Source organism: Bradyrhizobium hereditatis (assembly GCF_020329435.1).
In the GTDB taxonomy this organism is placed as follows: Bacteria; Pseudomonadota; Alphaproteobacteria; order Rhizobiales; family Xanthobacteraceae; genus Bradyrhizobium; species Bradyrhizobium hereditatis.
The window spans coordinates 285,435-309,421 of sequence record NZ_JAGKJK010000003.1 but is presented as its reverse complement, the minus strand read 5'-3'; the positions used below and the strand labels follow the sequence as shown (position 1 = coordinate 309,421).

The window sequence follows — 23,987 nt, the reverse complement described above, 5'->3', positions numbered from 1 at the left end:
GGTACTTGCATATTGCGACGGAAGCGCAACCCGCACTACGATGAACGTGCGGCAGCGTATTCATGTAGAACGGTTGATCGAAACGGCTCAGTGAGCTTGAGACGGAAGATCGCCTGCGGGTAGCAAAGGAAATATTGCCAGACCCAATCCGCGATATTCATTTGGTGCCTCCCTGCTGGCTTCGCGCATCGAGCTCTTTCAGCATAAAGTGCTGGATCTTGCCCAACCCCGTTCGCGGCAATTCTTCCGTGAAAACGATTTCGCGCGGCACTTTGAAACGGGCGAGCTGCGACTGCATATGCGCGGTCAGTGCTTCCGCTTCAATCCGCGCGCCCGACCGCCTGATCACATAGGCGACTGGTACTTCATCCCAGCGCGAATCGGGCCGACCGACGACAGCGCATTCTGCAACCTCGGGATGCTCCATAAGCACACGCTCGACTTCCGCCGGATAAACGTTTTCCCCGCCGGAAATGATCAAATTCTTCTTGCGATCATGGACCCAAAAATACCCGTCAGCATCGCGGCGGCCGATATCGCCAGTGTGATACCAGCCGTTATGCAGCGCCTCGCGCGTTGCTTCTTGATTGCCCCAATATTCGCAAAAGACATTAGGCCCGCGCACTGCGATCTCGCCCAGGGCGCCTGGCGGCAGCTTGTTGCCCCCATCATCGATGATTGCCGCTTCGCAGAAAAGGCCGGGCAAGCCAGTCGTACCCTCACGCGAGAGATCACCGCCGAGTCTCGTATGGACAGCAATTGGGCACGTCTCCGTGGAGCCATACACCTGCAGCACTGGCACGCTGCGTGCGACAAAGCGTTCGATCAGGTGCTGCGGCACCATGGTTGAGCCGGTGGAAATTGCTCTGAGTGAGCTTAGGTCGGTGGTCGACCACTGGGGATGCTCGGTTAGGGCCTGAATCGTGGTAGGCACCAACACGGCCAGAGTTGGCCGTTCGCGCTCGAAAGCAGCGAGCGTCGCCTCTGGCGTAAACCGCGTGTGGATCGTAACCGTCGCGCCGTGATGCAAAGCTGGCGTCGTCTGGATATTGAGGCCACCCACGTGGAACAGCGGCAACACTGTCAAGACATGGTCTGCCGAGGTGATGCCATGCATGTGCTGACTCATCACCCCATTCCACAGCAAGGCCTCCTGGCGCAGCACAGCCCCTTTCGGCCGCCCGGTGGTGCCCGAGGTATAGACGATCAGAAGCGGGCAGGACAGGTCCGTGTGCGGATTGCGACCATCGCCGCGCCCTCGGTCTAGCAGGCCATCCCATCTGCTTCCGCCAAGGGGCGCAAAATCCAAGCCAACGACAAAGATATCCGGTAGTTGATCCGCCAAGTGCGGCAGGAGCGCCTCGAAGGCGTGTTCGACCACCAGCACCTTGGCGGCAGCGTCGGATAGGATGAAGAGCTGCTCGGCGACCGCAAGCCTCCAGTTCAATGGCACGAGTATTGCGCCGAGCCGCGCGCAGGCATAGAGCAGCACCAGATGGTCAGGCCGGTTAAGACTAAGGATCGCGACGCGATCGCCTCTTTCGACACCGAGCTGGCTTTTTAGGGCGCGCGCGACCTGCTCGATCCGTTGATTGAAACTCGCGTAGCTTAAGGTCTCGCCCTCGAAATGGATCGCGGGCTTGTCGGGAGAGAACGCCGCGTTGCGCTCAATCAGCATGCAGAGATCAATCATCAGTCTTCCGCTTTCCCTGGCTTGCACCGTATGTCCCTCCCGCAGCGGCCAATGAGAGCTCATCAACGTCCGGAAGGTATCGATTACCGCTTTGTGGTGTTAGATGAGGCGCCTCGCGTCGGGTATCCGCAAAAGAGTGCAGCTTGTGACGATGTCATGAGGCTCAGGTAGGTTGGATGCAATTCGAGGGCTCAAAGTGTAGGCTCTTGCTCACGTACTTCAGTTAGCTCGACAGGGGCTCTGCATACATCCGACAATGGCGATAAGCGCACCATGAGGAGAGCTTTCTGCGATCTTCTCAATACAGGCTCGCCACACACATATATAGGCGGCTCCAGCATCTCCACCTTCGAAGCCGACAATGGCCCGGCATTGGCCTTCAGTGTGATTGACTAGCAAGACCTTCCTGGAGAGGTCCTTTCACATTGCCGCCCCGAGATACCGGGCAATCTTTGCGATGCCGCGCCGATTGTGGCGAGCGAAATGTGCCGTTCCTGCTCCTTAGCTTCTGCAGCCAGATCGACCTTTATTCGTTTGCGCGATTTTGTCCCATACCAGCTCCCAGGGATCTGTGCGGACAGAACAAAACCACGTTTCTCTGATTGAGCACGGCCCGGCCGGAAACCGGCGCCTTTGAGATCGTACAATTTGACGCCACGTGCGATTCAAGTCATTTTTGGGCGCCGGCGGTGAATATGTTCAAACCCCCTAAGCCTCCGCAAGCAGCGATTATACGAAAATTGAAAAATGCACCGCCAGTTCCTCATAGGATCTGGCCCGGGCCGGGCGCTTTACTCTCGCCAAGGCCTTAAAGGCGCCGTCTTGGCGAGCGGCGCAGCTGATTGGTATCGAGTTGCCATTCAGGGCTGATCTTCTCGCCGCCATCATGCGGTTCGCCTCTGGGTAAGAAGCCGAGCTGCCAAAAAGAGCCGCTATCGAGACAGATAGGGACGAGGGTGCATGCAGGGGACGAACTCAGGATGCGAGCTGCCTCGGAGTTTTCTGATCAGAACCTTCTTTCGATATGTGCGCGAATCGCATTTGTTTTAGCGTCAATCCAGCCGCGCTCGCGCGCGCTTGCGACCATCTTGCCGTAGGCTGCTTCCCAGGTTTCGTTGTCCTTGGGCAGCCAGACAGGATAGGCACTAGATCAACAGGAACCAGCGCATTGTCCTGGTCGACGAGCGTGATCCCATTCAAGTCTGAAGGCTTAGCGGCATGCGTGCCCTTCAAGACGAGCTTAAACCCGCGAACATCGAAGGGCTCCGCCAGTTGCAAGTCCCCCTCCGGCGAGCATTCTATGATCATAAATCGGATCCTTCATTGTGGCTTTCAACATAAGCCTAGCCGTAGAGTTCCGCTACGAATAGCGACCTTGCGGTGAAAACCTGCACTCAGCCGTACAGTAACGTTCGAAGCTCCCCACGGAAGTTGATGAGTGGATTGCCTTGAGCTGATCGCGTTGCGACAATCCGGCCGACAAAGATCCCATGCGTGCCGACGACTTGGTAATGATGCAAGACGCATTCGAGCACACAAACTGTGCTTTGCAGAACCGGTACGTCAAGGACGCCCTGATCCCATACCGCTGTATCGAAACGGTCGGCGCCGTTTGCGCCGTGCCGGCCGGCAAAACGCAGTGCGAGGTCCTGCTGATTGCCGCCAAGAAGACTCACGCCAAAAGTGCCGTTCGCGAGTATCGCGTCGTGAGTTTCGGAACTAGCATTAATGCCGACCAGCAGGCAGGGAGGCTCCATGCAGATCGAGGTAATAGAGCTGACAGTTAAGCCGCGCCGTCCGTCGGCCGTTCCGGTCGCTACAATGGACACGCCGCTCGCCAGATTTCGCATGGCTTGGCGAAACTCGATCGCGTCGATGGACCGAATATCGCTTCTACGGGGAGGCGATTGGCAGCTCATAGGCTAGCTCCAGAGTGGCGTTTGACTTCGAACCTTTGAGGCATGCGGAGATTGCGTTGGTTCGCGACTGTTGAAGTTGCCTCCGCGCTGTTCGCGTTTGGTGGCACCTGTAATCTGACTGATTTGGCGATCCAGCTGAACACAACAGCTGGCTCCGCTTGGATATTAGCGTTCGTCGCGCCTCCGCGTCAGATCGAGTACGTTCCACTTCGTCGTGTCGTAGGGCGGGAACAGCGACGGGCAGGGTGCCGGTACGAAGGGCTGGCCGTCCGTGATCTGTCCGCGCGGGGCATCATTCACTGCAAATTATTCCTCGGTGGTGACATGGGCATCGCCCCCGCGTCATTTTGCCTGCCGATACTGTCGAGAAGGCGCTTTTTCCCGGAGATAAGACGCTCATCCAGCGTCGCGTGCAACGAAAGCCGCAGCTCAGGCGGGATCGAGTTGTCTGTATCGATCACTTCACGAAGCTTACGAAACATGAGTTCGATCAGCGCGATCGATCCGAGTACCGTGTCTGTCTGCCAAGACATCATTGTTTGCCTCCTTTGGCGCTCTAGCGCGAAGCGCGATTCGCCGAGCCGCCTATCTTTTCGATGATCTCGGTTGGGCGCTTCGCACCGGCCCTGGCGACCTGAGCGGCGGTCGATCTGTCAGGCGCCGCCTTGGCCTCGATCAGCTCGGCAGGATTGATGCGGTACGCATGCTGCAGCCCGAAAAGCGCGCTGCTCCGAGCATAGACCGCACTCATCTGACCAATCTCCGACGCGATTTTTTTTCCATGATTCTGCCGTTAAAATCCCCGGGCTAGGGCACCGCTATTTCGTTCAAACGGTGCATTTCGCCTCTCCATCACCGGCTGCACTTATCGGTCCTCTCAAAGCAGGGGAGACCACGGCTCCGGGCTGACGTGATTGAGTTCCGCGGACCTTCTGAATGCTGAATAGCCGTCGTCGAACAGCGGCGACGCCGAGCAGTATTCGGAGCGAAGGGAGCTTGGCTGGGAGGTTTTGCGCGCATTACTGCGCTCCGGTTGAAACCGCCGCCTCGCGCGAGAGCAGCGCGCGGGTCGCCGCCCTCACGTTAGCCTGCCGCATCAGACTTTCTCCGACCAGGAAGGTCGAAATGCCAAGCCGCGAAAGACGCAGAACATCGCCCGGGTCGCAGATACCGCTTTCGCCGACGATCACGCGATTCTTCGGTACGAGCGGCGCCAGCGCCTCGCTGATCGTAAGAGAGGTCTCGAAGGTGCGCAGGTTGCGGTTGTTGATGCCGATCATCGGCGAGCGAAGTTTTAGCGCCCGATCGATCTCGTCGACGTCGTTGATCTCGATCAGCACATCCATACCATGAGCCATGGCCGCAGCCTCTATCTCACGAGCGGCTTCGTCTTCGAGCGCCGCCATGATGATCAGGATGCAGTCGGCCCCCTGAGCGCGCGCTTCTGCCACCTGATAGGTGTCGAACAAGAAGTCCTTGCGCAGCACCGGAAGATATGTTGCCGCGCGCGCCGCGACCATGAAATCAGGGTGCCCCTGAAAGAGGTGCGTGTCCGTCAGCACCGACAGACAGGCCGCGCCGCCCCCTTCATAGGCCCTGGCTAGCGAGGGCGGATCGAAGTCGCTCCGGATAATGCCTTTGGAGGGAGAGGCCTTTTTGATCTCGGCGATCAGCGCATATTCATCTGCTGCGTGCTTGTTGCAGATGGCGGCGAGAAAACCCCGCGGGGGCGATGCCTGCCGCGCGAGCGCTTCGACCTCTGAAAGTGGCAAGGTGCGCTTGGCGGCTGCGATCTCTTCGCGCTTGTAGGCTTTGATCGTCGTCAAGATATCGGACATCGGTTAGGCTCGGCTGTTAGGCGTTGGATACTGCGATCAGGTGTTTCAATCGCGCCGCCGCGGCACCGCTACCAAGCGATTTCTGGCCAAGAGCGACGCCTTCCTTCAAGGTTTTGGCACGGCCGGCCACGATCAATGTCGCGGCCGCATTGAGAAGCGCGATATCGCGATACGGGCTTGGGGTGCCGTCGAGCACGCTTTGCAGCGCCACTGCATTGGCATCGGCATCGCCGCCCTTCAGTGCCTCGCTGGCGCAGCGGGGGAGACCGGCCTGTTCCGGGGTCACTTCGAAGGTGCGGATCTCGCCGGTCTCAAGCGAGGCAACAAAGGTCGGGCCGGTCAAGGTGAGCTCATCAAGTCCGTCCAAGCCGTGCACCACCCACACCGACTCAGCGCCAAGAGTCTTCAACACTTGCGCCAAAGGCAGCACCCACTGCCGCGAAAACACCCCAACTATCTGTCGCTTGACGCCCGCGGGATTGCACAGCGGTCCGAGCAGATTGAAGATGGTGCGGGTCGCAAGCTCAAGCCGGGTCGGCCGAACGTGCTTCATAGCGGGATGATGGACCGGCGCAAACATGAAGCCGATGCCGGCTTCACGCACGCAGCGAGCGATGTCTTCAGGGGCGATGTCGATCCTCACACCGAGCGATGCCAAGACGTCAGCAGCGCCCGAGCGCGAGGACAGTGCGCGGTTGCCATGTTTGGCCACCCGCACACCAGCACCAGCGACGATGAAAGCGGCGCAGGTCGACACGTTGACCGAGCCCGAAGCGTCGCCGCCAGTACCGACAATGTCGACGCAATCGTGCGGCGCATTGACTCGCAGCATCTTACTCCGCATCGCGGAAGCGGCGCCGGTAATTTCGTCCACCGTCTCGCCGCGCACCCGCAGAGCCATCAGAAGTCCGCCCATCTGCGAGGGCGTGGCTTCGCCCGACATCATGCTGTCAAAAGCTGATGCCGTCTCCTCGCAGGTCAACGTGGCGCCACTGGCGACCTTGCCAATAATCGATTTGAAGGCGTCCATCGTGCTTTCGAACGTGCTTAGTTGTAGCTATTGCGAGCGTTTCGCCAGGGCGAAGGTAGCCTCCCATGTTCCAGCTTAGTGACAAAGGCCGCGCGCTGTTTGTCGCACAACATGGGTTGAGGCTCTTCTTTCAGCTCTTTGCTCTCGTCGGATGCGAAATCGACAGGCGATAAGATCTGCCAGCCGTCCGGCTTCATCAGCGGAAGGTCGATTCAATTGGCATTCATGCGCACGGCGACCCGGCTGGCGGGTCAGCCGGTACCCATGGCTTGCGTGGCGTAGGTTTGGTCATAATTGATTCCTACAACCTGACGCAGCGTCAGGTTCAAATCCTTTTTAGTGGCTTGGCTGAAATAATTACGCCGTCCCAATATGCAATCTAGCGCCTTCCAGAGTGACGGGGACGCAAGCGACCAAGTGCAGCCCGCCGCCGTCTGAGAAGCCACGTCCCAAGGTAGTTAGCTGACATTGGAACACGTTCAGGACGACTGAGAAATATTGGCGGCCGAGGAGCGGGCCCGCGCGCGGCGGCCACGAGTGCAGCCGTCCCCGCGCAAATCATGATATTTTCCGACATTCATGCTTGTTATCGAACCGATCGGGATCGACGCCAAATCAAGCCTTCAGGACAGACTCAGAACTCATCCTGCCTTGGGCTGACGAACATGGCTGGACGACTATCGCCGACAACAGCCGTACGGCCCGTACGTTACATAGTTATCCTAAGATGTTTCTCATCGAGATCGTCACGGTACCTAGCGTTGTCGTGCCAGATGGGCTCGAGACGAGGGCGCAATTGTCATCAGGAGCGTCCACAGACGATCGCGATCGCTTACCGGCTGTTCACGACAAAGATTTGGCACAGGCCGGCGCGAAGTCGAGAACTCGTAGCAGTCGCCAGGCAGTGTCTGGAAGTCCTTTAGCTTCTGGATCTCGATGCCACTCGCTCGACCTGCCGCTTCAGATCGGTGATAGCGGCGTGCAGCTTCGCATTACGATCACGCACCGCCTCGATAGTCCCCGTTTTTCGGCGCGCGGGATGTCTGGTCTGCGGGCTTAGAACGGTGTGGTTCATGGGCGGGTCAGTCTTTTATTCGTTTTCAGCTGCGCGTGATCGTTAGACCAGCATTCTCCAGGGCATCCAGGATCTTGCCCGCATCAGCCGGCGCGTCGTGTTGGTGCTCGCTAGTCAGGGCGCCGGCAATGACCGCGTACGCCTCCTCGCGCTCGGCCGGCTTGTGCACAGTATATTCGCCGCAGACATTGCAGGCGATCATCGGTCGGCCGCTCCAGGGATCATGTGACGCGATTTCGCACCAGTCATCGGAGTTGCATTTCGGGCACTGCATGGGCGAGGGCTCCTGGCAGTTCTCAGCGAGCTCGGTTCTAGTCAAGTCCAAAGGCGGTTGGGCAGCTTATCTCTGCAGAAGCATTGGGAGTGTGGAGCTCGCCTCGGCCATTCCAGAAGCGAATAAAGCTAGCGAGGCCAGCGCGGAAGTAAATGAACAGACGTGGCAAATGCGCGCGGCGTTCGCAGCGCGCAAGCGGCGCGCCTCTTGGATCCGTTGTGGCTCACAAGTCCTGAGCCTCGAAACCGCCATTTCAGCAGCGGCGCCTGCGAACATTGCAAGGAAAGCGAGCGCAGCCCCCAACGCGAAGTACATCGCTGCTGAAGAGAGGGCGCCGATAAGGCTCAGATCGATTGTGGCCCTGGTTGCTACGCCTTCGAGAGATGACAAGACTGCAAGCCCAGCTCCACAGTTGATCAATATCAGAGCGCGAAGCGCAATCGGGACTGAATCGAGGGCAGCCTCTCTGACAAATCTGCGAACTTGGACCTTGCGAGGGGCGCGCTGAGTATCTTCGCGGTTCAGGCCGTGATGCCATTTCCCGTCTTTTACCGCCTGCCCTTGATCGGAGTGTTCTTCAAATGTTGATTGTTTGTTGGACTTGTCCACTAGGTGTGCTCCTCGGTCCGTTCGGGGCGACGAGAACGTCGCTTCGGGCGCTTGGGTCGCGGGATTTGATCCTTTGAGAGGCGAAAGCTAGTCGGGCCTCAAAGGCAATAGGCGCAAGCTGCGTGCTTGAGACAGCAAATCGCGTTCGCTCAAGGACAGATCGGGCCTCGTCGGAAGCTCGTGAATCCCATTCGTGTGATGACGTCGTGCTAGCACAGAACCGTTTCTGAAACCGGTCGCCCGTGCTTGCGTCAAACTTCGCTGATGCATCAGCGCCTCAGTGGTCGCCACCGGAGCGGGTTCGAATTCGGTCTCCTCTAGCTGCTTCGAAAGTGTCGATACGGGAGCACATTGAGTTCAGATCCGGCTCTCATCGGTTGAAAGCCGCGGCGAAGGTGATGCGTTTCACTTAATCTTCCTTTCCGTGAGTGTGGAGGTAGACCCAGCCGCCGATTTGGAAGCCAGTCAAATCGAAGGATCGGCATGATCAGCGACTTCTCGCTTTGCGCCTGATCCGATCGCTACATTCTGAAGACGCCGTAACGTGGCGCCTCGATGGGAGTATTGAGCGAAGCGCTCAGGACGATTGCGAGCGCGTTTCTGGTGTCGACGGGATCAAGAATGCCGTCGTCCCAGATTTCGGAAGTTGCATAGTAGGCGCTCGATCGTTCCCGATACTCTTCGACAATAGGCTCTCGAATGGCCGCCAAATCTTGTTCCGATAAGCGTCCACCCGCCCGGGCCAATTGTCTTGCCTTGACATGGGTAAGCACGCCTGCCGCTTGCTCTGCACCCATCGCTGAAATCTGAGACTGTGGCCAGGAGAACATAAAGCGTGAATCGAAAGCTCGTCCCGCCATAGCGAATGTCCCCGCTCCGTGGGAGCGGTTGCAGATAACCGTGAATTTAGGCACCGACGCTCCAGAGACGGCCATGATCAGCTTGGCGCCATCCTTGGTGATGCCCCGCCGTTCGTATTCGCGGCCGACCATGAAACCCGTGATATTCTGCAGAAACAGCAGGGGCGTTCGATTCTTGTCGCACAATTGGATGAAGTGAGCGCCCTTCAGCGCGCTATCGCTGAACAGTGCGCCGTTGTTTGCAATAAGCCCCATCTGATATCCATAAAGGCGGGCGAAGCCGCACACCAAAGACTCGCCATAGCGAGGCTGGTATTCGTGGAATCGGCTGCCGTCGACCAGACGGGCGATAATCTCCCGCATGTCGAACTGCACTCGAGGATCCCTGGGAAGAATGCCGTACAACTCAGACGCATCGTAAGCGGGCGGCTCCGGAGCGACTCTATTGATCGAGGCTTTCGTAGCAGGATTGAAGCCAGCGACAATGTCCCGCGCGATGGCAATCGCGTGCATCTCGGAGTGTGCGAAATAGTCACTCGTTCCAGACACGCTGGTATGCATATGAGCGCCGCCAAGCTCTTCGACGGATACCGTTTCGCCCGTGGCCGCTTTCACGACCGGGGGTCCACCTAGAAAAATCGCGCCCGTTCCCTCCACGATGATGTTGTAGTCGCTAAGCGCGGGTACGTATGCCCCTCCTGCGGTGCAATGACCCATTGCGATGGCGACTTGCGGCACTCCCATCTTTGAGAGAATAGACTGATTGCGGAAGATTCGCCCGGCGTAGTATCGATCGGCGAAGAACTCCGCCTGCAAAGGCAGAAATCCACCAGCACAGTCGCACAGATGAACAACAGGTAAACGGTTCTCGATCGCGATGTCCAAGGCCCGCACGATCTTCTTGACAGACAGGGGATACCATGCGCCGCTCTTCACGCTAGCGTCATCGGCGTGAACAATGACTTCGTGACCCGCTACGATGCCGATGCCGACGACCTGCGCTGCGCCAGGCACCTCGCCGTCGTAAGCCTTGTTAGCAGCTAGAGTCGAAAGCTCGAGGAACGGCGTTTCTGGATCGAGCAAAGCCTCAATCCGATCCCGTACAAACAGTTTGTTCTGCCGGCGCAGGCGCTCAAGTTCCCGTTCAGCGCGGTTGAAGCGGACGGTACGTTGTCGTTCCTTCAATTCGGCCGCGAGTCGTCTGTTATGGAGTTGGTTGAGGCGAAATTCGTGGGATTTGACATCCACTGTAGAAGCGATCCGCTGCATCTCAACGCCCTTCCTCGGAGAGCGTAACCAGCACTGCGTCCTGCTCGAAGCTTTCGCCTTCGTTGAAGTGAATCCGGTCGATCACCCCGTCTCGTGGAGAGCGTATGATGGTTTCCAACTTCATGCTCTCGATTTTCATCAGCGGCGTGCCTGCGGAAACGGCTTGGCCAGGCGAAACGCTGGTCGTAACGACGAGGCCAGGCATCGGCGCGCGAGCTATCAAATGATGTAACTTATTGTTCGCGCAAGCGAGCGTTCTCAACGGGTCGCGGTAGTGCAAAATGCGCGTCCTGCCGCGAATATGCACGTGAATAACGTCGCCGTCGATGGCAAACCTAACCGGTTCGCTTTCGCCAGCGATGGTAAGAACGCCGCGGCCTTGGCTTTGCTGGGAGAACGCGATTGGAGCAATCACTTCATTGCTCAAGCGAAGCCGATAGCCCTGTTGGCAACGTGAAAGCGATAGCTGATAAGCTACGCCATCAACTTCAAAAGAGTGGTTCACGTCAGTTTCTCCAGCTGCCCAGCGCTGCGTGAAGCTCGGGCACGGCATCTGCAGAGTCGCGGACAGGTCTCGTCAGGAGGGCGGCTGTGGCGAGGAAGTCAGATACGTCGGACTCGGGTTCGCCCGATGCAATATGCGGATTTTCCTCAAGATATCCCGTATGGACGTGTCCGCTCAGAAAAGCCTCGTCGCGGAGGATACGTGTGAGAAAGTGTGCGTTTGTCTCGCAGCCGAGAAGCACCAGCTCCCGCATCGCCCGATGGGCCTTCAGCGCAGCCTCAATGCGCGTCGGCGAATGCACGATGATCTTTGCGAGCATGGGATCGAACGCTGTCGTGATCTGCTGGCCTTGCACGATGCCACTGTCGATACGTATGCCGTCGCCATCCGGATACTCAAGAACAAGTACCTTGCCAGTCGTCGGAACATATCCGCGTTCCGGGGCTTCCGCATACAGTCTAGCCTCGATCGCGTGTCCTTTCGAGATAATATCGGACTGCGAAAATCCAAGTTCGCGGCCCGCGGCGACATAGATCTGTTGCGCAACAAGATCGATGCCGGTGATCACCTCGGTCACACTATGCTCAACTTGCAGACGCGTATTCATCTCAAGAAAATAGAACTCTCCGCCGCCGTAGATGAATTCGACAGTGCCTGCGTTCTGGTACTTGGCGGCACGCGCGATGCCCGCGGCGGCTTCGCAGATCCGCCTCTGCAACGTCCCCGATAGTGCGGGGGACGGCGCCTCCTCGATGACTTTCTGGAACCGGCGCTGCACCGAGCACTCTCGCTCGAAGAGATGGACCAGGTTTCCGAAGGAGTCGCCGAGCACCTGGACTTCGATGTGTCGCGGGTTTTCGACGTATCGTTCGATGTAAAGCCGGCCATCACCGAAGTATCTCTGCGCCTCACTGCGCGCCTGCGCAATCGCGTCCTCCAAGTTAGCGAGGTCGCGCACGATCCGCATGCCCTTGCCGCCACCTCCAGCTGATGGTTTCACCAGCAAAGGAACGCCAACAGTTCGCGCCCTGAATGTGAATGTCGCTGGGTCATCTTCTTCGATCGCCGAAGGTGCAACCGGAAAACCGTTCCGCTGAACGAAGTTGCGGGCCCTGATTTTGTCGCCCATCAGTTCGATGCTTTCCGGAGCTGGCCCGATAAAAGCAATGCCCGCCTTTGTCACGGCCCTGGCGAACTCAGCATTCTCGGAGAGAAATCCGTAGCCCGGATGAAGGGCGTCGGCGCTCGCCTTGTGGGCAGCAGCGATGATTTGCGGGATATCGAGATAGGCGGCAATCGGCGTGCGACCGCTGATCGCAATCGCCGTGTCAGCCATGGCGACAGCCGGCGTCCCCGCATCCGCATCGTGGTAGACAATTGCAGAGCGAAGCCCCAGCCCTCGCAAGGTCTTGATGATTCGTACGGCAATTTCGCCTCTGTTGGCGATCAGAATGGTTTGGAAAGGTAATTCACGCATTCGCCTGTTCGTCCAAGCAAGTGCCCAGCGCCGAGAATTCCGTCATTCGCAAGGGGTTGGTGCAGCCTCAATTACCCGCGCCCTTTCATCTGTCCCCATTCGGCCTTGCCGTCCTGGAATTCAGCCCCAGGGGCTAGTCTCGAACGTGGGCAATCGAAGCCGCCGGGCTATCGGCGCTGGCTCATTTCGAGCTTTCCTTTCCCTTGGCAGAGTCTCGAAACGAAATCACGTAACGACATTGGTCACTCAGGTTTGCGAACTTGGCTCTGAGACAGGCAGTGATGGCTCCTGCATCAGGTATGTGGCTGCTACAAAGGCGAAGCACGTCCGGTGTGCAAGCCTCTCGTTCCTCCGGTGTCGCCAGCCGATCTCGCGCACCCGCCTGTTCGGCGCATAGAACCGTTGTGGTCACAGCAGCAACAGCAAGTGATGCTGCACAGTGGTGTACTTTCAAAAACCAAGACCGATACGTTCGCTGCTTTTGATTCACGATATCCTCTTCAAGCGATACATCCTGCGGTATTGTTCTTTCTGCGCGAAGCGCAGCATGACCTGTCTACCGCGAAACAGGTCGGAACCATTCAAAGCATTGACAGCCGCGGAGGTGCACTCGCGTATCTGCACACCCATCGCAGCGGTGCTTCGGTCGCCTATCGTAGATACCGTACCTTCCGAGCGCATGGAGGCGGCTAACAACCCGGCGGTCGGCCGATGAGCCAGAGCTGCCAACGCCGGCCGAAACAACGATTGCGACCCGGCTAGACGAAAGAAGTTACGATAGCGGTAAGATATACCTCGGAAGCCATTGTGGATTGAGCTACCTCCAACATGCCCCCGAAGCTGCATCTGGTTGGGGAGAGAGAACCAGGAGCGGTCTGTAACAGCCGGGGCTGTCACCCACATGCTGCGCAGATCGCGCCAGACTCTCATCCTATTTCGGGTGCAACGTGGCCAGTTTGCGATGCGGCCGATAGACCACTTCGCTTTCGGGTGAGTGCTCGAGCATCGTGATTTTGCGACGTGAGCTCACGAGTGTGGGACATTAGCAATTCTCATCACTTGGCGGGTTTTGAGATGGCCAGAGAGGGGGCGCCACCTGTTTTTTAAGATCGTACAATCTGACGCTACGTGCGATTCAAGCCCTCGCCAGGACTGCTCGTGTGGATATATCTAAAACTCGCTGGCCCAGGAGCCATCTGGCGCGAATAGAGGGAGAGGCGTTTCACTGGCAACTCTCAGTTCCATTCCCATCTAGCCGAGCGCAGCCGTGCACGTAAGCGACAGCCCCAGCACGGCTGATCCCTTTAAGCCGGCAAGTGGAGCGATCGAAGCATTGAATAGGTTTTCGATCCTTGTCAGCGTGAACTGCGCGCCGCGGTAGCAGTTCGAAAAGGAAGAGCTCTTATTCCCGAGACGCAGGCGCTTTAGATGTGCCGCCTTTACTCGTTCGTCTTGGAAGAAACTTGACCTAGCGCCTTCGAAGGAGATCGTGGAGCCTACGGGTCGTTTCCTGCTGGATCCGGCTGCCGCCGATTGCGTGCGAGGCATAAGCAAAGCAACTTTATCAACCGCTCAATACGTGTGCACCCGTTCCGGCTTTCTCAAGCCAATCGCGCCCCCGGCTTCACTCACTCCGAGATATAGATTGGATTCGAATTTGCGAATTTTGCGGGGACGGCGCCTACGTAATGATACGGAGGGCTGGTGTCGCAATCTCTTCATGTGCGAAGTGCATCTCATGTACATGAAACCCAAAGATCCGTTCTACGATCCAAAATTCTGGCGAAGCCGTGCGGAAGCGACGCGGACCAAAGCGGTGTCGTTCGCTGAAGGCAAGTCCAGAGATAGGCTCCTTAAGATCGCCGAGGAATATGAGAAGCTAGCCCGACGCGCAGAGGAGTGGCCGACGCTCAAAAAGGATGGCGACGCAGAGCCCGATCGCAGTTCCTGATGCTTGGCCGGCTTTTCGATAAAATCCTGAGTAGCTCTCTCGGAGAGGCTAGGTTGGGTCCTTTTGCTCGATGCGTCAGACGCATGCGGGCCGATTTGGATTACTCGGCCGTTAGCCGTTCGCTCATCGGGCGCGTGATCAACCTCACGATTGAACAAGCGGTGCCTAAAGTTAGCACCCTGGTTCTTTATCTCGCAGATCCGGTACCATCCAGAATCTTGGTCGCCATCTCTGGAGGAGGCTGATTGCGACGTTTCCTCCAACCATGGAGCCATCCGCGGCTGCTGATCTATTGCACGAACCTGCGTGTCATACGGTCTGATGCAAGCGAAAAGCCATCCGATGAACCAGCCTAGCCTTTTCGTACCGCTTCTTTGCGGAACCCTTGCGATGGTCAGCTGGAGTATCGGAAACGTCCTGTCCAAGGCCGCCCTCTGCTGTATCGAGCCGCTCTCGCTGCTAACAGGGCAGTTGGCTGTGAGTGCCGCAAGCCTGACCGTACTATCCATCTGGTCAGGCGCGCCGCCTCGCTTGAGCGATTGGCGTGCTGGCCTTCCGGGCCTCCTGCAGCCGGCGCTTGCGTCTAGTTTATCGACCTACGGCCTGACGATGCTGCCGGCGTCTGTGGAAGCGATCCTGTTCGCAGTTGAAACGCCAATGATCATACTCCTCGCGTGGTTGATTCTTGGCGAGACCCCCAACCGGGGCGTCGGCTTGCTCTGCTTGTTGGCCTTTGCCGGAGTTGTTTTGCTGAGCTGGACCTCTGAACCCGATCCCTACGCAACGCGCGGACTGGGAGTCGGCCTCGTCCTCGGCGGTGTTCTATTTGCCTCGCTCTACAGCATCACCGTCCGTTTGATGTCGCATCGGATCGATGCGCTGCGGCTTACGACTGTAAGCCAAATCGTCGCGTTCGCAGCAGTGGGATGTGTATGGATTGGTGTTCGTCCATTGCCGACGCTCACGCCAACTATGACTAATGTTACTTTGGTGGTCGCATCCGGATTGCTGCTTATGTCAATTCCATTTCTTCTCTACGGCGTTGCGCTGGAGCGCATGAGCGCGACCGCGGCCGCGCTGTTGCTGCCGCTCGTTCCTATGTTTACGTCCATCTTCGCATCTGTTTTTCTTCAGGAAACCCTGACTGCAAGACAGTGGTTAGGGGCTGCCACTGTTCTCGTGTCGGCGCTTGGAATGCCCTTGGCCCTGCGTTCCAAACCGCACGATTGACTTGGATCAACTTGCGCAGGCCACGTCGTCTCGCCCACCGCCCAAGCAGTCGAAAATGCCGCGGCTTCCTCGGCCGCGGCCAAGTTACGAGTGGACAGTTCCTCCTCTTTCAGATGTTTGGGGCAGGAGATCGACCTTTCTAACCATTTCACCCTCTTTGCGGGGCGGCTCGCTCGATGTCGGCGAGCAGATTCATTTGGACCGTCGGCACATAATCCCACCCGGAACATGGCTCCCCGTTTCTCGTCCGGCCCAGATGACGCGACAGAAGCAGCATCAGATCGTCTGGCCTTGTATCTGCGCGCATCGCACGTTAGCGGCGAGGAGTTGCGCCGGGGCCTTTGCTTGCGATCCAGCGATCGACGAGCTCGCTGAGGAATCCGAAGGGAAGTGCACCGCTGCCGAGGACGATGTCGTGGAACTCGCGCGCGTCGAATGCCCGGCCCAGCTGAGAGCTTGCCTTGCTCCTCAGCGCGAGCAGTTGCTGCATGCCCACCTTGTACGCAGTAGCCTGGCCCGGTAAGACGATATAGCGTTCCACCTCACTTATGATTTCGGACAGAGGGTTCGGCGTTACCTTGCTTAGGTAGTCGATCGCTTGTTGGCGCGTCCAGCGACTAGTGTGGATGCCGGTATCCACCACAAGCCGCGTTGCGCGCCACAGCTCCGCCGCAAGCCGTCCGAAATCGGACATCGGATCGCGATACGCACCCATGTCCTTGGCAAGCGATTCAGCATATAACGCCCATCCTTCCGCATAGGCGGTGTACGAGGCGAACTTCTGGAACGCAGGAACTCCGGTCAATTCCCTCGCAATCGCAATCTGCATATGATGACCCGGCACGCCCTCGTGGTAGGCGAGAGCTTCGAGCTGGAACGTCTTCAGGATCTCCATTCGGGACAGGTTGACGTAGTAGACGCCGGGCCGGCTGCCGTCAGCGGTCGGCCGCTGATAGAAGGCGAGGGCCGTAGAGTTCTCACGGAAGGCCTCGACGCGCCTGACAACCAAAGGAGCTTTGGGAAGCCTGCCAAAATAATTGCCGAGCTTGCGGTACATCGCATCCATAATGCGGGACGCTTCGCGGAGGTAGGTGCTCCGTCCCTCCTCGGTATCGGGATAGACAAGCTTGGGATTTGTCTTGATGTGCTCGAAAAAAGCGGCGAGTTCGCCGCCAAAGCCAAGCGAGTTCTTTATCTTTTCCATCTCTCCGTGGATCCGGGCGACCTCCTCCAGTCCGTACGCGTGCATTTGTGCGGCCGACAGCTCCGTCGTGGTTATGTGTCTGAGCGCCTGCGCGTAGAACTCAAGTCCGTCAGGATGCTTCCAGGCGCCGTCGTCCGTGCTGGACGAGGCTTCGAGCCGGCCCGCCGCCGCAATCAAATCGACGTAAGCCGGCTGGACGAACCTGATCATCGCTTGGATGGCTGCTTCAATAAGCTTGGGCTTTTTCGCGTACGATATTGGCAGCGCCTCGAGCTTGGTGCGGAAGTCCGCAAGCCAAGTCGAGTCCTTTCCTGAAGCATGAAAGGGCACGCCGCTCAGAAGATTGCGACAATCCCGGATGACCTTGTCATAAACAAATCTGGGAGCGAAAATCCCCTTGCGAGAACGCAGCTCGACACCGTCGATGAGTTGTGCGACCAATCTGCGGACGCCCTCGAGGCGAGAGATGTAGGCCTCCGCATCCTCGACAGCGTCGATGGGATGATGGTTGAGCAGGAAGGCCGGAATGGACGATTGCCAGCCACCCATTTGGTTTAGCGGGTAGTTGTAATGCCGGAACTTGTCCGCTTCTAGCGCTGTCACGCAGTTACGCTCGAACAGCTGATAGCTCAGCTTGGCCGCGTCCGGCAACGTCTGCGGATCGAAGTCCGCGCGCAGTCGATCAAGGTCCCGCCTTATCTCGCGAACCGATTGGTCCCGTGCTGGTTCGTCGATCTCGTCCCACAGATGCTGGCGATCTTTGCGCCCGAGCAAGGCGGCCTCTCTCATCGGGCTCAGTCGGATTTGCCGTTCGAAGGCCTGTTCGAAGAAAACACCGAGCGCCTCGGTTTGCGGTGCGGCCGTAACAGACTGAGGCATGGTAGGCTTGTTCATGGTGTTCAAGGTCCGCGATTGAAAATTGTGCCGAGTCCGTCCCTGAAGATCACCGCACTGCGTTTGTGAGATGCCGCGAACGAAGCAAGCGGCGTGCCGAATTGAATTGCAGGTTTTTGACGGCACTTCGTAAGTGTGTAGCGTCAAGTTGCTGACATTGGTTCTAAGGCTGACAATCGCCGCTGCTAGTTGTCCGACAGAAAGTTGCGCAGCGGCAAGCCGCTTTTTCGAAGAGCTTTCCCATGGCGCACTCAATGTGCGCCTTCGCAGGAGTCCGGCGACGAGCACCGACGTAAGACATGGATTGCGTGCATCACTCTTTGAGGACGCGCGCGGAAGGTTGGTCTTGAAATCACGCCGACGCTAATTCGCGCTGTGTCGCCGTTGGGGCCTAACGACGGGGAGGCGCCCGGGAGGGTACGCGGGCCCCCCGATTCGCCCAGATTTGAAGGCGGGTTGCACTTTGCTCCTAGAAAACAGGGCTTTCCCCGCCCATAAACGAACTTACAGAAGGCTACATGGACGCACCGGCGAGCAAGCCGGGTGTGGAAACATGGCCCTTTTAAGCGATTACGGCCGCACGATACGGAATTCGCGCCGGCATTCGGCCGAGCAAATCGCCCAGATCGCCGCATCTATCCGGCAATGGGCGGGACGATGCCGATCCTAGCCGCCGAGCGATCACGCTCGGCGCGGTCAAAGCCAAGATGCAGAAGATTTCATTAGCGACCTGCGGTCGATGAAATGTCCCCGCGTATTGGAGAGAACACTAGCGGCCGCAGTTCCGCAATCGATGGCGGACGAGCCGGCACGGCGGATATGCCGTCAGCAGCGCATCCACAACGGCGGCGAGGACGCATTCGGCTAAGTCGATACGGTCGCAGGGCAAGAAACGGTCAGGGTCGGGGCGAAGCCGGGTCTTGGCCACCGCCGCCCCCGCAGTCGCACCAGATTGTAAACGGCGGCAGCGAAGGTAGAAGCCCTTGCGATGCGATCACGGAGAAAACTGAGCGTTGGCGCATCATCGAAACGGACAGCTGTGCAGCGCTTCCTCCATCTTGTTCTAAGAGGCGCATCTCACCTTCAAGGGTAAGTCCGATCCTGAAATCGCCTTAGCCTTTGGCGCGCTGGAGCGCCTTCTCGACTTCCGCTACGGCTCGCGAGCAGGGTTGCCTGCTCGATTCTCATGGTAAGGAGACGACGAGAATGATCCCGCTCGCGGTCGCGGATCGGTTATGATCGGCATCACGGGCAGGCGAGTTCTTCATACACAATAGCGACGATTCAGACGTCCCTTGCGAACGCGGCCGAGTTCTTCAACAGTTTGGTAGGTCAGCACCACCTCATCAAATGCTGCTTCAGTAAACGGTAAGCAACTTCGCCGCGTGGCCACCGGCTACGAAAAGACGGCCAGAAATGACCTGGCCGCCGTCACGATTTCGGTTACGGTGTTATGGCTCTATAAAACTGCACTCGAAGGTCAGGGGAGAGAAGAAACGAACTTTGCGCCGTCCGGCAGTTCGCACACGAATTCGCCCTGATTCACCACTTCGGTCGCCCCGACGATCAGCTTGGAGGCCCGCACCGTAAGCTTGCCTTCGCGGCTGAGGCTGTGGCGAATGTATTCCGTCACTGGCTGTCCCGAGCTATCCACGGTTTGATGCGCATTGGCAAAGCTGATGCCGTTCTGGGCGGTCACCCTGAAGGCACTAATAAGCAGCCCGGCCTGCGTCGCTGGTCCAGGCTTGCCGCCATCGAGCGTGGTACAGCGGCTTAGGTCCAATATGAGCTTCACATTCTTGCCGGCCTGCAGGGCACTGAGCACCTCGACGTATTTCGGCGAGGGCTCATCGGCCTTGGCGATCGTGCTCACGCTCACAGCCGAAAGCAAGGAAAACAGGATCGACAGGCATCTGCGACTAAACTTCATACGCTCTTCTCCTTCACAACAACACCGCACGCGACGCATGCGGCAACTCCGATGTCGAGTCCGCAAACAGCTTGGCGGATTCCGGACATCGGGCATGTGCGCTTCGCAACAACTACACGTGTCGCAACCGCTTGCAAGTCGTTGCGAACGCTAATCCAACCTCACAAGCTCGTACGTAAGGTTTGCGAAGTGGCGTCACCATTTGCGACATCCTGTGCACTGTTTGGTCCAGGGGTGGCAGCGTCGAAAGGAGCAATGGCAATAGTGCGTAAATGCAAAGGAGGCCGATATGAGCGAGAGAGTGCAGGAGCGACGGGCGTTCTTGCCGCGCACTTTGTGTGGTCGCCCGTCAGGGGATCGCTGCCGCCCGAAGAAATGGTCCGGATTGGACGGGCGGCGAAACTGATCCAGTGGGAGGACGAGCAAAATACTTGATAGTTCAAGGAAGTTGACCTCGGTCTACCGAAACAAGCTTGGCGGAATGTCAATGGCGCGACGGCAGCGTTGATTTCTTGACCTCGCGCTTGGCGCGGCTCCGGGGCCGCCCCGCTCATACAATGAATGACTAGCTGACCCGCAGCGCTCCCGCTCAAAACGGGGCGTGACATACGAACTTGTTCGCTAGCATGCGGCGGTGCGGCGCGAGCTCATTTGCTTAGAGGTTACGTAGATGTCCCTGCTGCGCAATCGAAATGGAAGGTCACGCGTTTACCCGCGCCCCTCTGGCCACACTGCGCAACGAAGTCTCGCCGACATCGAAATCCGGCGATCGTCCGGCCACTAATTTAGATCAAACCTTGATGGCGTACCGCAAACGACGCCGGAGGAAATGGCCCATACGTACGCGCGTCCTGCCGCAATTGAAAATCCGTGCGCCCGACACCGGCGAATCGACGCCGATCATCGGCACCATTTCGTGTGGCATATCATTTGCACGGGTTTGTCTGGGTTGGACACGGCCAGGTGCCGCGCCATGCCCCAACCGGCCCCACGCACCTTATACCCGGCAGTGTGCGTCGGGCCGGTGCTGTTGCAGCATAGGAGATCGACGCTTGACCGCATTCACCGGTGTTAAGTCGGATGCAGCCGCTTGTGCATACCGATACAACGGCCGACAAGGCTGCGCTCAAGCGCGGCCGGAAGGAATGGCAACGCGCGGTCATGACATGATCAAGCGCCTGCTCGCTGCACTGGAGACGGATTATATCATGCTGGGCGGCGGCAATGCCGGCAAGCCCGACAAGCTGCCGCGCAACGTGCGCCTCGGCGCCAAGACCAACGCGTTCGAGGGGAGGATTTCGACTGTGTGAAGAAGGGGCGGTTAACGCGCCCAATGTACGATGATAGAGAGATGCCGGAGCTTGCGCCTCCAACGTACAGGCGCGTGAGTTTTGCGTTCGCTCTTGGCCGTCATCGCGATGCTATTTCAAGGCCAAGCATGCATTCTTTCGCTGTGAGCTTAGGGGGGCTACTACAAGATTCGGTAGATGGCTAAAGCCAAATTGAGGCCCTAGGCTCTGGCCGCTTTGCCCGCCGATCATCATCGACGAACAGAAGTGAACGCAAGCGCACGTGAAGCCGCTGCCCGCAGCGCCTGCCGGTCACCTTCCGCTCTTCCATCGCGTAGAGAGTGAAGTGCCACCATGTCCGAACAACCCTTGCCGACGCTGCCGATGTGGCGCGTCGATCACATCGAGCCCTCTCCGGAGATGTTGGCGTTAAGCGCCAACGGTCCGATCCACCGCGTGCGCTTCCCGTCCGGGCACGAAGGCTGGTGGGTGACAGGCTACGACGAGGCCAGGGCGGTGCTGTCCGACGCGGCGTTCCGGCCCGCGGGAATGCCGCCGGCGGCATTCACCCCGGATTCAGTGATTCTCGGTTCGCCGGGGTGGCTGGTCTCGCACGAGGGGGGCGAGCATGCCCGGTTACGCACGATCGTGGCGCCGGCCTTCAGCAACCGCAGGGTGAAGCTGCTCGCGCAGCAGGTCGAGGCGATCGCCGCGCAGTTGTTCGAGACGCTGGCGGCCCAGCCCCAGCCCGCCGACCTGCGGCGCCATCTCTCCTTTCCGTTTCCGGCCATGGTCATCAGCGCGCTGATGGGCGTGCTTTACGAGGATCATGCTTTTTTCGCCGGGCTGTCCGACGAGGTGATGACGCACCAGCATGAAAGCGGCCCGCGCAGCGCGTCGCGCCTGGCCTGGAAAGAACTGCGCGCCTACATTCGCGGCAAGATGCGGGACAAGCGCAAGGATCCGGGCGACAACCTGCTGACGGATCTGCTCGCGGCGGTCGACCAGGGCAAGGCGACCGAGGAAGAGGCGATCGGCCTGGCGGCGGGCATGCTGGTGGCGGGGCACGAGAGCACCGTCGCGCAGATCGAATTCGGCCTGCTGGCGATGTTCCGCCATCCGCAACAGCGCGAACGCCTGGTCGGCGATCCATCCCTGGTGGACAAGGCGGTGGAGGAAATCCTGCGCATGTACCCACCGGGCGCGGGCTGGGACGGCATCATGCGCTATCCGAGGACCGACGTGACCATCGCGGGCGTGCACATTCCCGCGGAGAGCAAGGTGCTGGTCGGCCTGCCCGCGACGTCGTTCGATCCGCGCCATTTCGACGACCCGGAAATCTTCGATATCGGACGCGACGAGGAGCCGCACCTGGCGTTCTCCTACGGGGCGCACCACTGCATCGGCGCGGCGCTGGCCAGGCTGGAGCTCAAGGTGGTGTTCGGTTCGATCTTCCAGCGCTTTCCCGCGCTGCGCCTGGCCGTGGCGCCCGAAGAACTGAAGTTGCGCAAGGAGATCATCACCGGCGGGTTCGAGGAGCTCCCGGTGCTCTGGTGATGTGCGACGCCGCCCGGGATCGCGATCTTCTCCGCACTTTGCAGGCGCGCCTGGCGCTCGCCGTCAGATCAGCCAGCCAACAGGTAACCAAGATGGACGTGCAAGAAACGACGGCAGCATGCCGGGACGCCTTCGCCGAACTGGCATCGCCAGCGTGCATCCACGACCCGTATCCGTTCATGCGGTGGTTGCGCGAGCACGATCCGGTGCATCGCGCGGCGTCGGGCCTCTTTCTGTTGAGCCGCCACGCCGACATCTACTGGGCGCTCAAGGCCACGGGAGATGCGTTTCGAGGACCGGCGCCGGGCGAACTGGCGCGCTATTTCCCGCGTGCGGCGACCAGCCTGTCGCTCAATCTGCTGGCCTCCACGCTAGCGATGAAGGACCCACCGACGCATACGCGTCTGCGCCGGCTGATCTCGCGCGATTTCACCATGCGCCAGATCGACGACCTGCGGCCGGGCATCGCGCGCATCGTCGCCGCGCGCCTGGACGGCATGGCGCCCGCGCTGGAGCGCGGGGAGGCCGTGGACCTGCATCGGGAATTCGCGCTGGCCTTGCCCATGCTGGTCTTCGCCGAACTGTTTGGCATGCCCCAGGACGACATGTTCGGGCTCGCCGCCGGCATCGGCGCCATTCTGGAAGGCCTGAGCCCGCACGCCAGCGATCCCCAGCTCGCCGCGGCGGACGCGGCCAGTGCCAGAGTGAAGGCCTACTTCGGCGGCCTCATACAGCGCAAGCGCACCGATCCCCGGCACGACATCGTGTCGATGCTGGTCGGCGCACATGACGATGATGCCGACACGCTGTCGGATGCGGAGTTGATCAGCATGTTGTGGGGCATGCTGCTGGGCGGCTTCGCCACCACTGCTGCGACCATCGACCATGCGGTCCTGGCGATGCTGGCGTATCCCGAACAGCGGCACTGGCTGCAGGGAGACGCCGTGGGGGTGAAGGCATTCGTCGAAGAAGTCCTGCGCTGCGACGCGCCCGCGATGTTCAGCTCCATTCCGCGTATCGCCCAGCGCGACATCGAACTGGGCGGCGTGGTGATCCCGAAGAAGGCGGACGTGCGCGTGCTGATCGCGTCCGGCAATCGCGACCCGGACGCCTTCGCCGATCCCGATCGCTTCGAGCCCGCGCGGTTCTACGGCACCAGTCCAGGCATGTCGACCGACGGGAAGATCATGCTGAGCTTCGGCCACGGCATTCACTTCTGTCTCGGTGCGCAACTGGCCCGGGTGCAGTTGGCCGAGAGCCTGCCGCGGATCCAGGCCCGCTTCCCCACGCTGGCATTGGCCGAGCAGCCGATCCGGGAGCCCTCCGCGTTCCTTCGGACGTTCCGCGCGCTGCCGGTGCGGCTGCATGCGCAGGGGAGCTGAG

The 23,987-nt window shown here is 59.2% G+C and carries 18 protein-coding genes; 4 read left to right on the top strand and 14 right to left on the bottom strand.

Annotated elements, in window-relative coordinates:
* Positions 1 to 157: 157 nt before the first annotated feature.
* From J6524_RS09420 to J6524_RS09370, 12 genes are all read right to left on the bottom strand, one after another.
* Complete coding sequence (locus tag J6524_RS09420; RefSeq protein ID WP_225670224.1) at positions 158 to 1,690, bottom strand: class I adenylate-forming enzyme family protein; 1,533 nt, start codon at positions 1,688 to 1,690, stop codon at positions 158 to 160.
* A gap of 1,397 nt (positions 1,691 to 3,087) precedes the next feature.
* A complete protein-coding gene (locus tag J6524_RS09415; protein ID WP_225670077.1) occupies positions 3,088 to 3,612 on the bottom strand; it encodes a flavin reductase family protein in 525 nt (174 codons plus the stop codon).
* Positions 3,613 to 3,777: 165 nt separating this feature from the next.
* Positions 3,778 to 3,912, bottom strand: a complete 135-nt coding sequence (locus J6524_RS37310; RefSeq protein ID WP_283843282.1) for a hypothetical protein — start codon at positions 3,910 to 3,912, stop codon at positions 3,778 to 3,780.
* On the bottom strand, positions 3,909 to 4,148 hold the full coding sequence (locus J6524_RS09410) for a hypothetical protein (protein ID WP_225670076.1): 240 nt from the start codon (positions 4,146 to 4,148) through the stop codon (positions 3,909 to 3,911). Before J6524_RS09410 ends, J6524_RS37310 begins: the two co-directional genes overlap by 4 nt.
* A 20-nt stretch (positions 4,149 to 4,168) precedes the next feature.
* Complete coding sequence (locus J6524_RS09405; RefSeq protein ID WP_225670075.1) at positions 4,169 to 4,363, bottom strand: hypothetical protein; 195 nt, start codon at positions 4,361 to 4,363, stop codon at positions 4,169 to 4,171.
* Positions 4,364 to 4,631: 268 nt separating this feature from the next.
* Positions 4,632 to 5,450, bottom strand: a complete 819-nt coding sequence (gene trpC, locus J6524_RS09400) for an indole-3-glycerol phosphate synthase TrpC (protein ID WP_225670074.1) — start codon at positions 5,448 to 5,450, stop codon at positions 4,632 to 4,634.
* A 16-nt stretch (positions 5,451 to 5,466) separates the two neighbouring features.
* Positions 5,467 to 6,480, bottom strand: a complete 1,014-nt coding sequence (trpD, locus tag J6524_RS09395; protein ID WP_225670073.1) for an anthranilate phosphoribosyltransferase — start codon at positions 6,478 to 6,480, stop codon at positions 5,467 to 5,469.
* Positions 6,481 to 7,580: 1,100 nt separating this feature from the next.
* The gene (locus tag J6524_RS09390) at positions 7,581 to 7,757 is read right to left on the bottom strand and encodes a hypothetical protein (protein WP_225670072.1); all 177 of its coding nucleotides are present in this window, start codon (positions 7,755 to 7,757) and stop codon (positions 7,581 to 7,583) included.
* Positions 7,758 to 7,895: 138 nt separating this feature from the next.
* The gene (locus tag J6524_RS09385; RefSeq protein ID WP_225670071.1) at positions 7,896 to 8,438 is read right to left on the bottom strand and encodes a hypothetical protein; all 543 of its coding nucleotides are present in this window, start codon (positions 8,436 to 8,438) and stop codon (positions 7,896 to 7,898) included.
* A gap of 521 nt (positions 8,439 to 8,959) precedes the next feature.
* Positions 8,960 to 10,567, bottom strand: a complete 1,608-nt coding sequence (locus tag J6524_RS09380) for an acyl-CoA carboxylase subunit beta (protein ID WP_225670070.1) — start codon at positions 10,565 to 10,567, stop codon at positions 8,960 to 8,962.
* A 1-nt stretch (position 10,568) separates the two neighbouring features.
* Positions 10,569 to 11,072, bottom strand: coding sequence for an acyl-CoA carboxylase biotin carboxyl carrier protein subunit (locus J6524_RS37640; protein WP_225670069.1), 504 nt, complete (start codon positions 11,070 to 11,072; stop codon positions 10,569 to 10,571).
* Between the two features lies 1 nt (position 11,073).
* The gene (locus tag J6524_RS09370; protein WP_225670068.1) at positions 11,074 to 12,549 is read right to left on the bottom strand and encodes an acetyl-CoA carboxylase biotin carboxylase subunit; all 1,476 of its coding nucleotides are present in this window, start codon (positions 12,547 to 12,549) and stop codon (positions 11,074 to 11,076) included.
* 2,293 nt (positions 12,550 to 14,842) lie between these two features.
* On the opposite strand from J6524_RS09370, the gene J6524_RS09360 reads away from it, so the two are divergent.
* Entirely contained in the window at positions 14,843 to 15,730 is an 888-nt protein-coding gene (locus tag J6524_RS09360) for a DMT family transporter (protein ID WP_225670066.1), read from the top strand.
* Positions 15,731 to 16,043: 313 nt separating this feature from the next.
* On the opposite strand, the gene J6524_RS09355 is transcribed toward J6524_RS09360, so the two are convergent.
* Together J6524_RS09355 and J6524_RS09345 are read right to left on the bottom strand one after the other, a co-directional pair.
* Positions 16,044 to 17,828, bottom strand: a complete 1,785-nt coding sequence (locus J6524_RS09355) for a DUF885 domain-containing protein (protein WP_225670065.1) — start codon at positions 17,826 to 17,828, stop codon at positions 16,044 to 16,046.
* A gap of 1,480 nt (positions 17,829 to 19,308) precedes the next feature.
* A complete protein-coding gene (locus J6524_RS09345) occupies positions 19,309 to 19,701 on the bottom strand; it encodes a VirK family protein (RefSeq protein WP_225670064.1) in 393 nt (130 codons plus the stop codon).
* Between the two features lie 1,202 nt (positions 19,702 to 20,903).
* Here J6524_RS09345 and J6524_RS09340 point away from each other — a divergent pair.
* The 3 genes from J6524_RS09340 (at position 20,904) to J6524_RS09330 (ending at position 23,986) form a co-directional block, all read left to right on the top strand.
* Positions 20,904 to 21,068: a hypothetical protein gene (locus J6524_RS09340; protein WP_225670063.1), complete on the top strand. Its 165-nt coding sequence runs from the start codon at positions 20,904 to 20,906 to the stop codon at positions 21,066 to 21,068.
* A 333-nt stretch (positions 21,069 to 21,401) separates the two neighbouring features.
* Complete coding sequence (locus J6524_RS09335; RefSeq protein ID WP_225670062.1) at positions 21,402 to 22,604, top strand: cytochrome P450; 1,203 nt, start codon at positions 21,402 to 21,404, stop codon at positions 22,602 to 22,604.
* Between the two features lie 92 nt (positions 22,605 to 22,696).
* Positions 22,697 to 23,986, top strand: coding sequence for a cytochrome P450 (locus J6524_RS09330; RefSeq protein WP_225670223.1), 1,290 nt, complete (start codon positions 22,697 to 22,699; stop codon positions 23,984 to 23,986).
* Position 23,987: the final 1 nt, after the last annotated feature.

Coding starts and splice junctions, on each gene's coding strand:
- J6524_RS09405 (WP_225670075.1), bottom strand. CDS start 4,363: ATGAGTGCGGTCTATGCTCGGAGCAGCGCGCTTTTCGGGCTGCAGCAT.
- J6524_RS09380 (WP_225670070.1), bottom strand. CDS start 10,567: ATGCAGCGGATCGCTTCTACAGTGGATGTCAAATCCCACGAATTTCGC.
- J6524_RS09330 (WP_225670223.1), top strand. CDS start 22,697: ATGGACGTGCAAGAAACGACGGCAGCATGCCGGGACGCCTTCGCCGAA.
- trpC (WP_225670074.1), bottom strand. CDS start 5,450: ATGTCCGATATCTTGACGACGATCAAAGCCTACAAGCGCGAAGAGATC.
- J6524_RS09340 (WP_225670063.1), top strand. CDS start 20,904: ATGGCAACGCGCGGTCATGACATGATCAAGCGCCTGCTCGCTGCACTG.
- J6524_RS09390 (WP_225670072.1), bottom strand. CDS start 7,757: ATGATCGCCTGCAATGTCTGCGGCGAATATACTGTGCACAAGCCGGCC.
- J6524_RS09415 (WP_225670077.1), bottom strand. CDS start 3,612: ATGAGCTGCCAATCGCCTCCCCGTAGAAGCGATATTCGGTCCATCGAC.
- J6524_RS09370 (WP_225670068.1), bottom strand. CDS start 12,549: ATGCGTGAATTACCTTTCCAAACCATTCTGATCGCCAACAGAGGCGAA.
- trpD (WP_225670073.1), bottom strand. CDS start 6,480: ATGGACGCCTTCAAATCGATTATTGGCAAGGTCGCCAGTGGCGCCACG.
- J6524_RS09360 (WP_225670066.1), top strand. CDS start 14,843: ATGAACCAGCCTAGCCTTTTCGTACCGCTTCTTTGCGGAACCCTTGCG.
- J6524_RS09355 (WP_225670065.1), bottom strand. CDS start 17,828: ATGAACAAGCCTACCATGCCTCAGTCTGTTACGGCCGCACCGCAAACC.
- J6524_RS09410 (WP_225670076.1), bottom strand. CDS start 4,148: ATGATGTCTTGGCAGACAGACACGGTACTCGGATCGATCGCGCTGATC.
- J6524_RS09335 (WP_225670062.1), top strand. CDS start 21,402: ATGTCCGAACAACCCTTGCCGACGCTGCCGATGTGGCGCGTCGATCAC.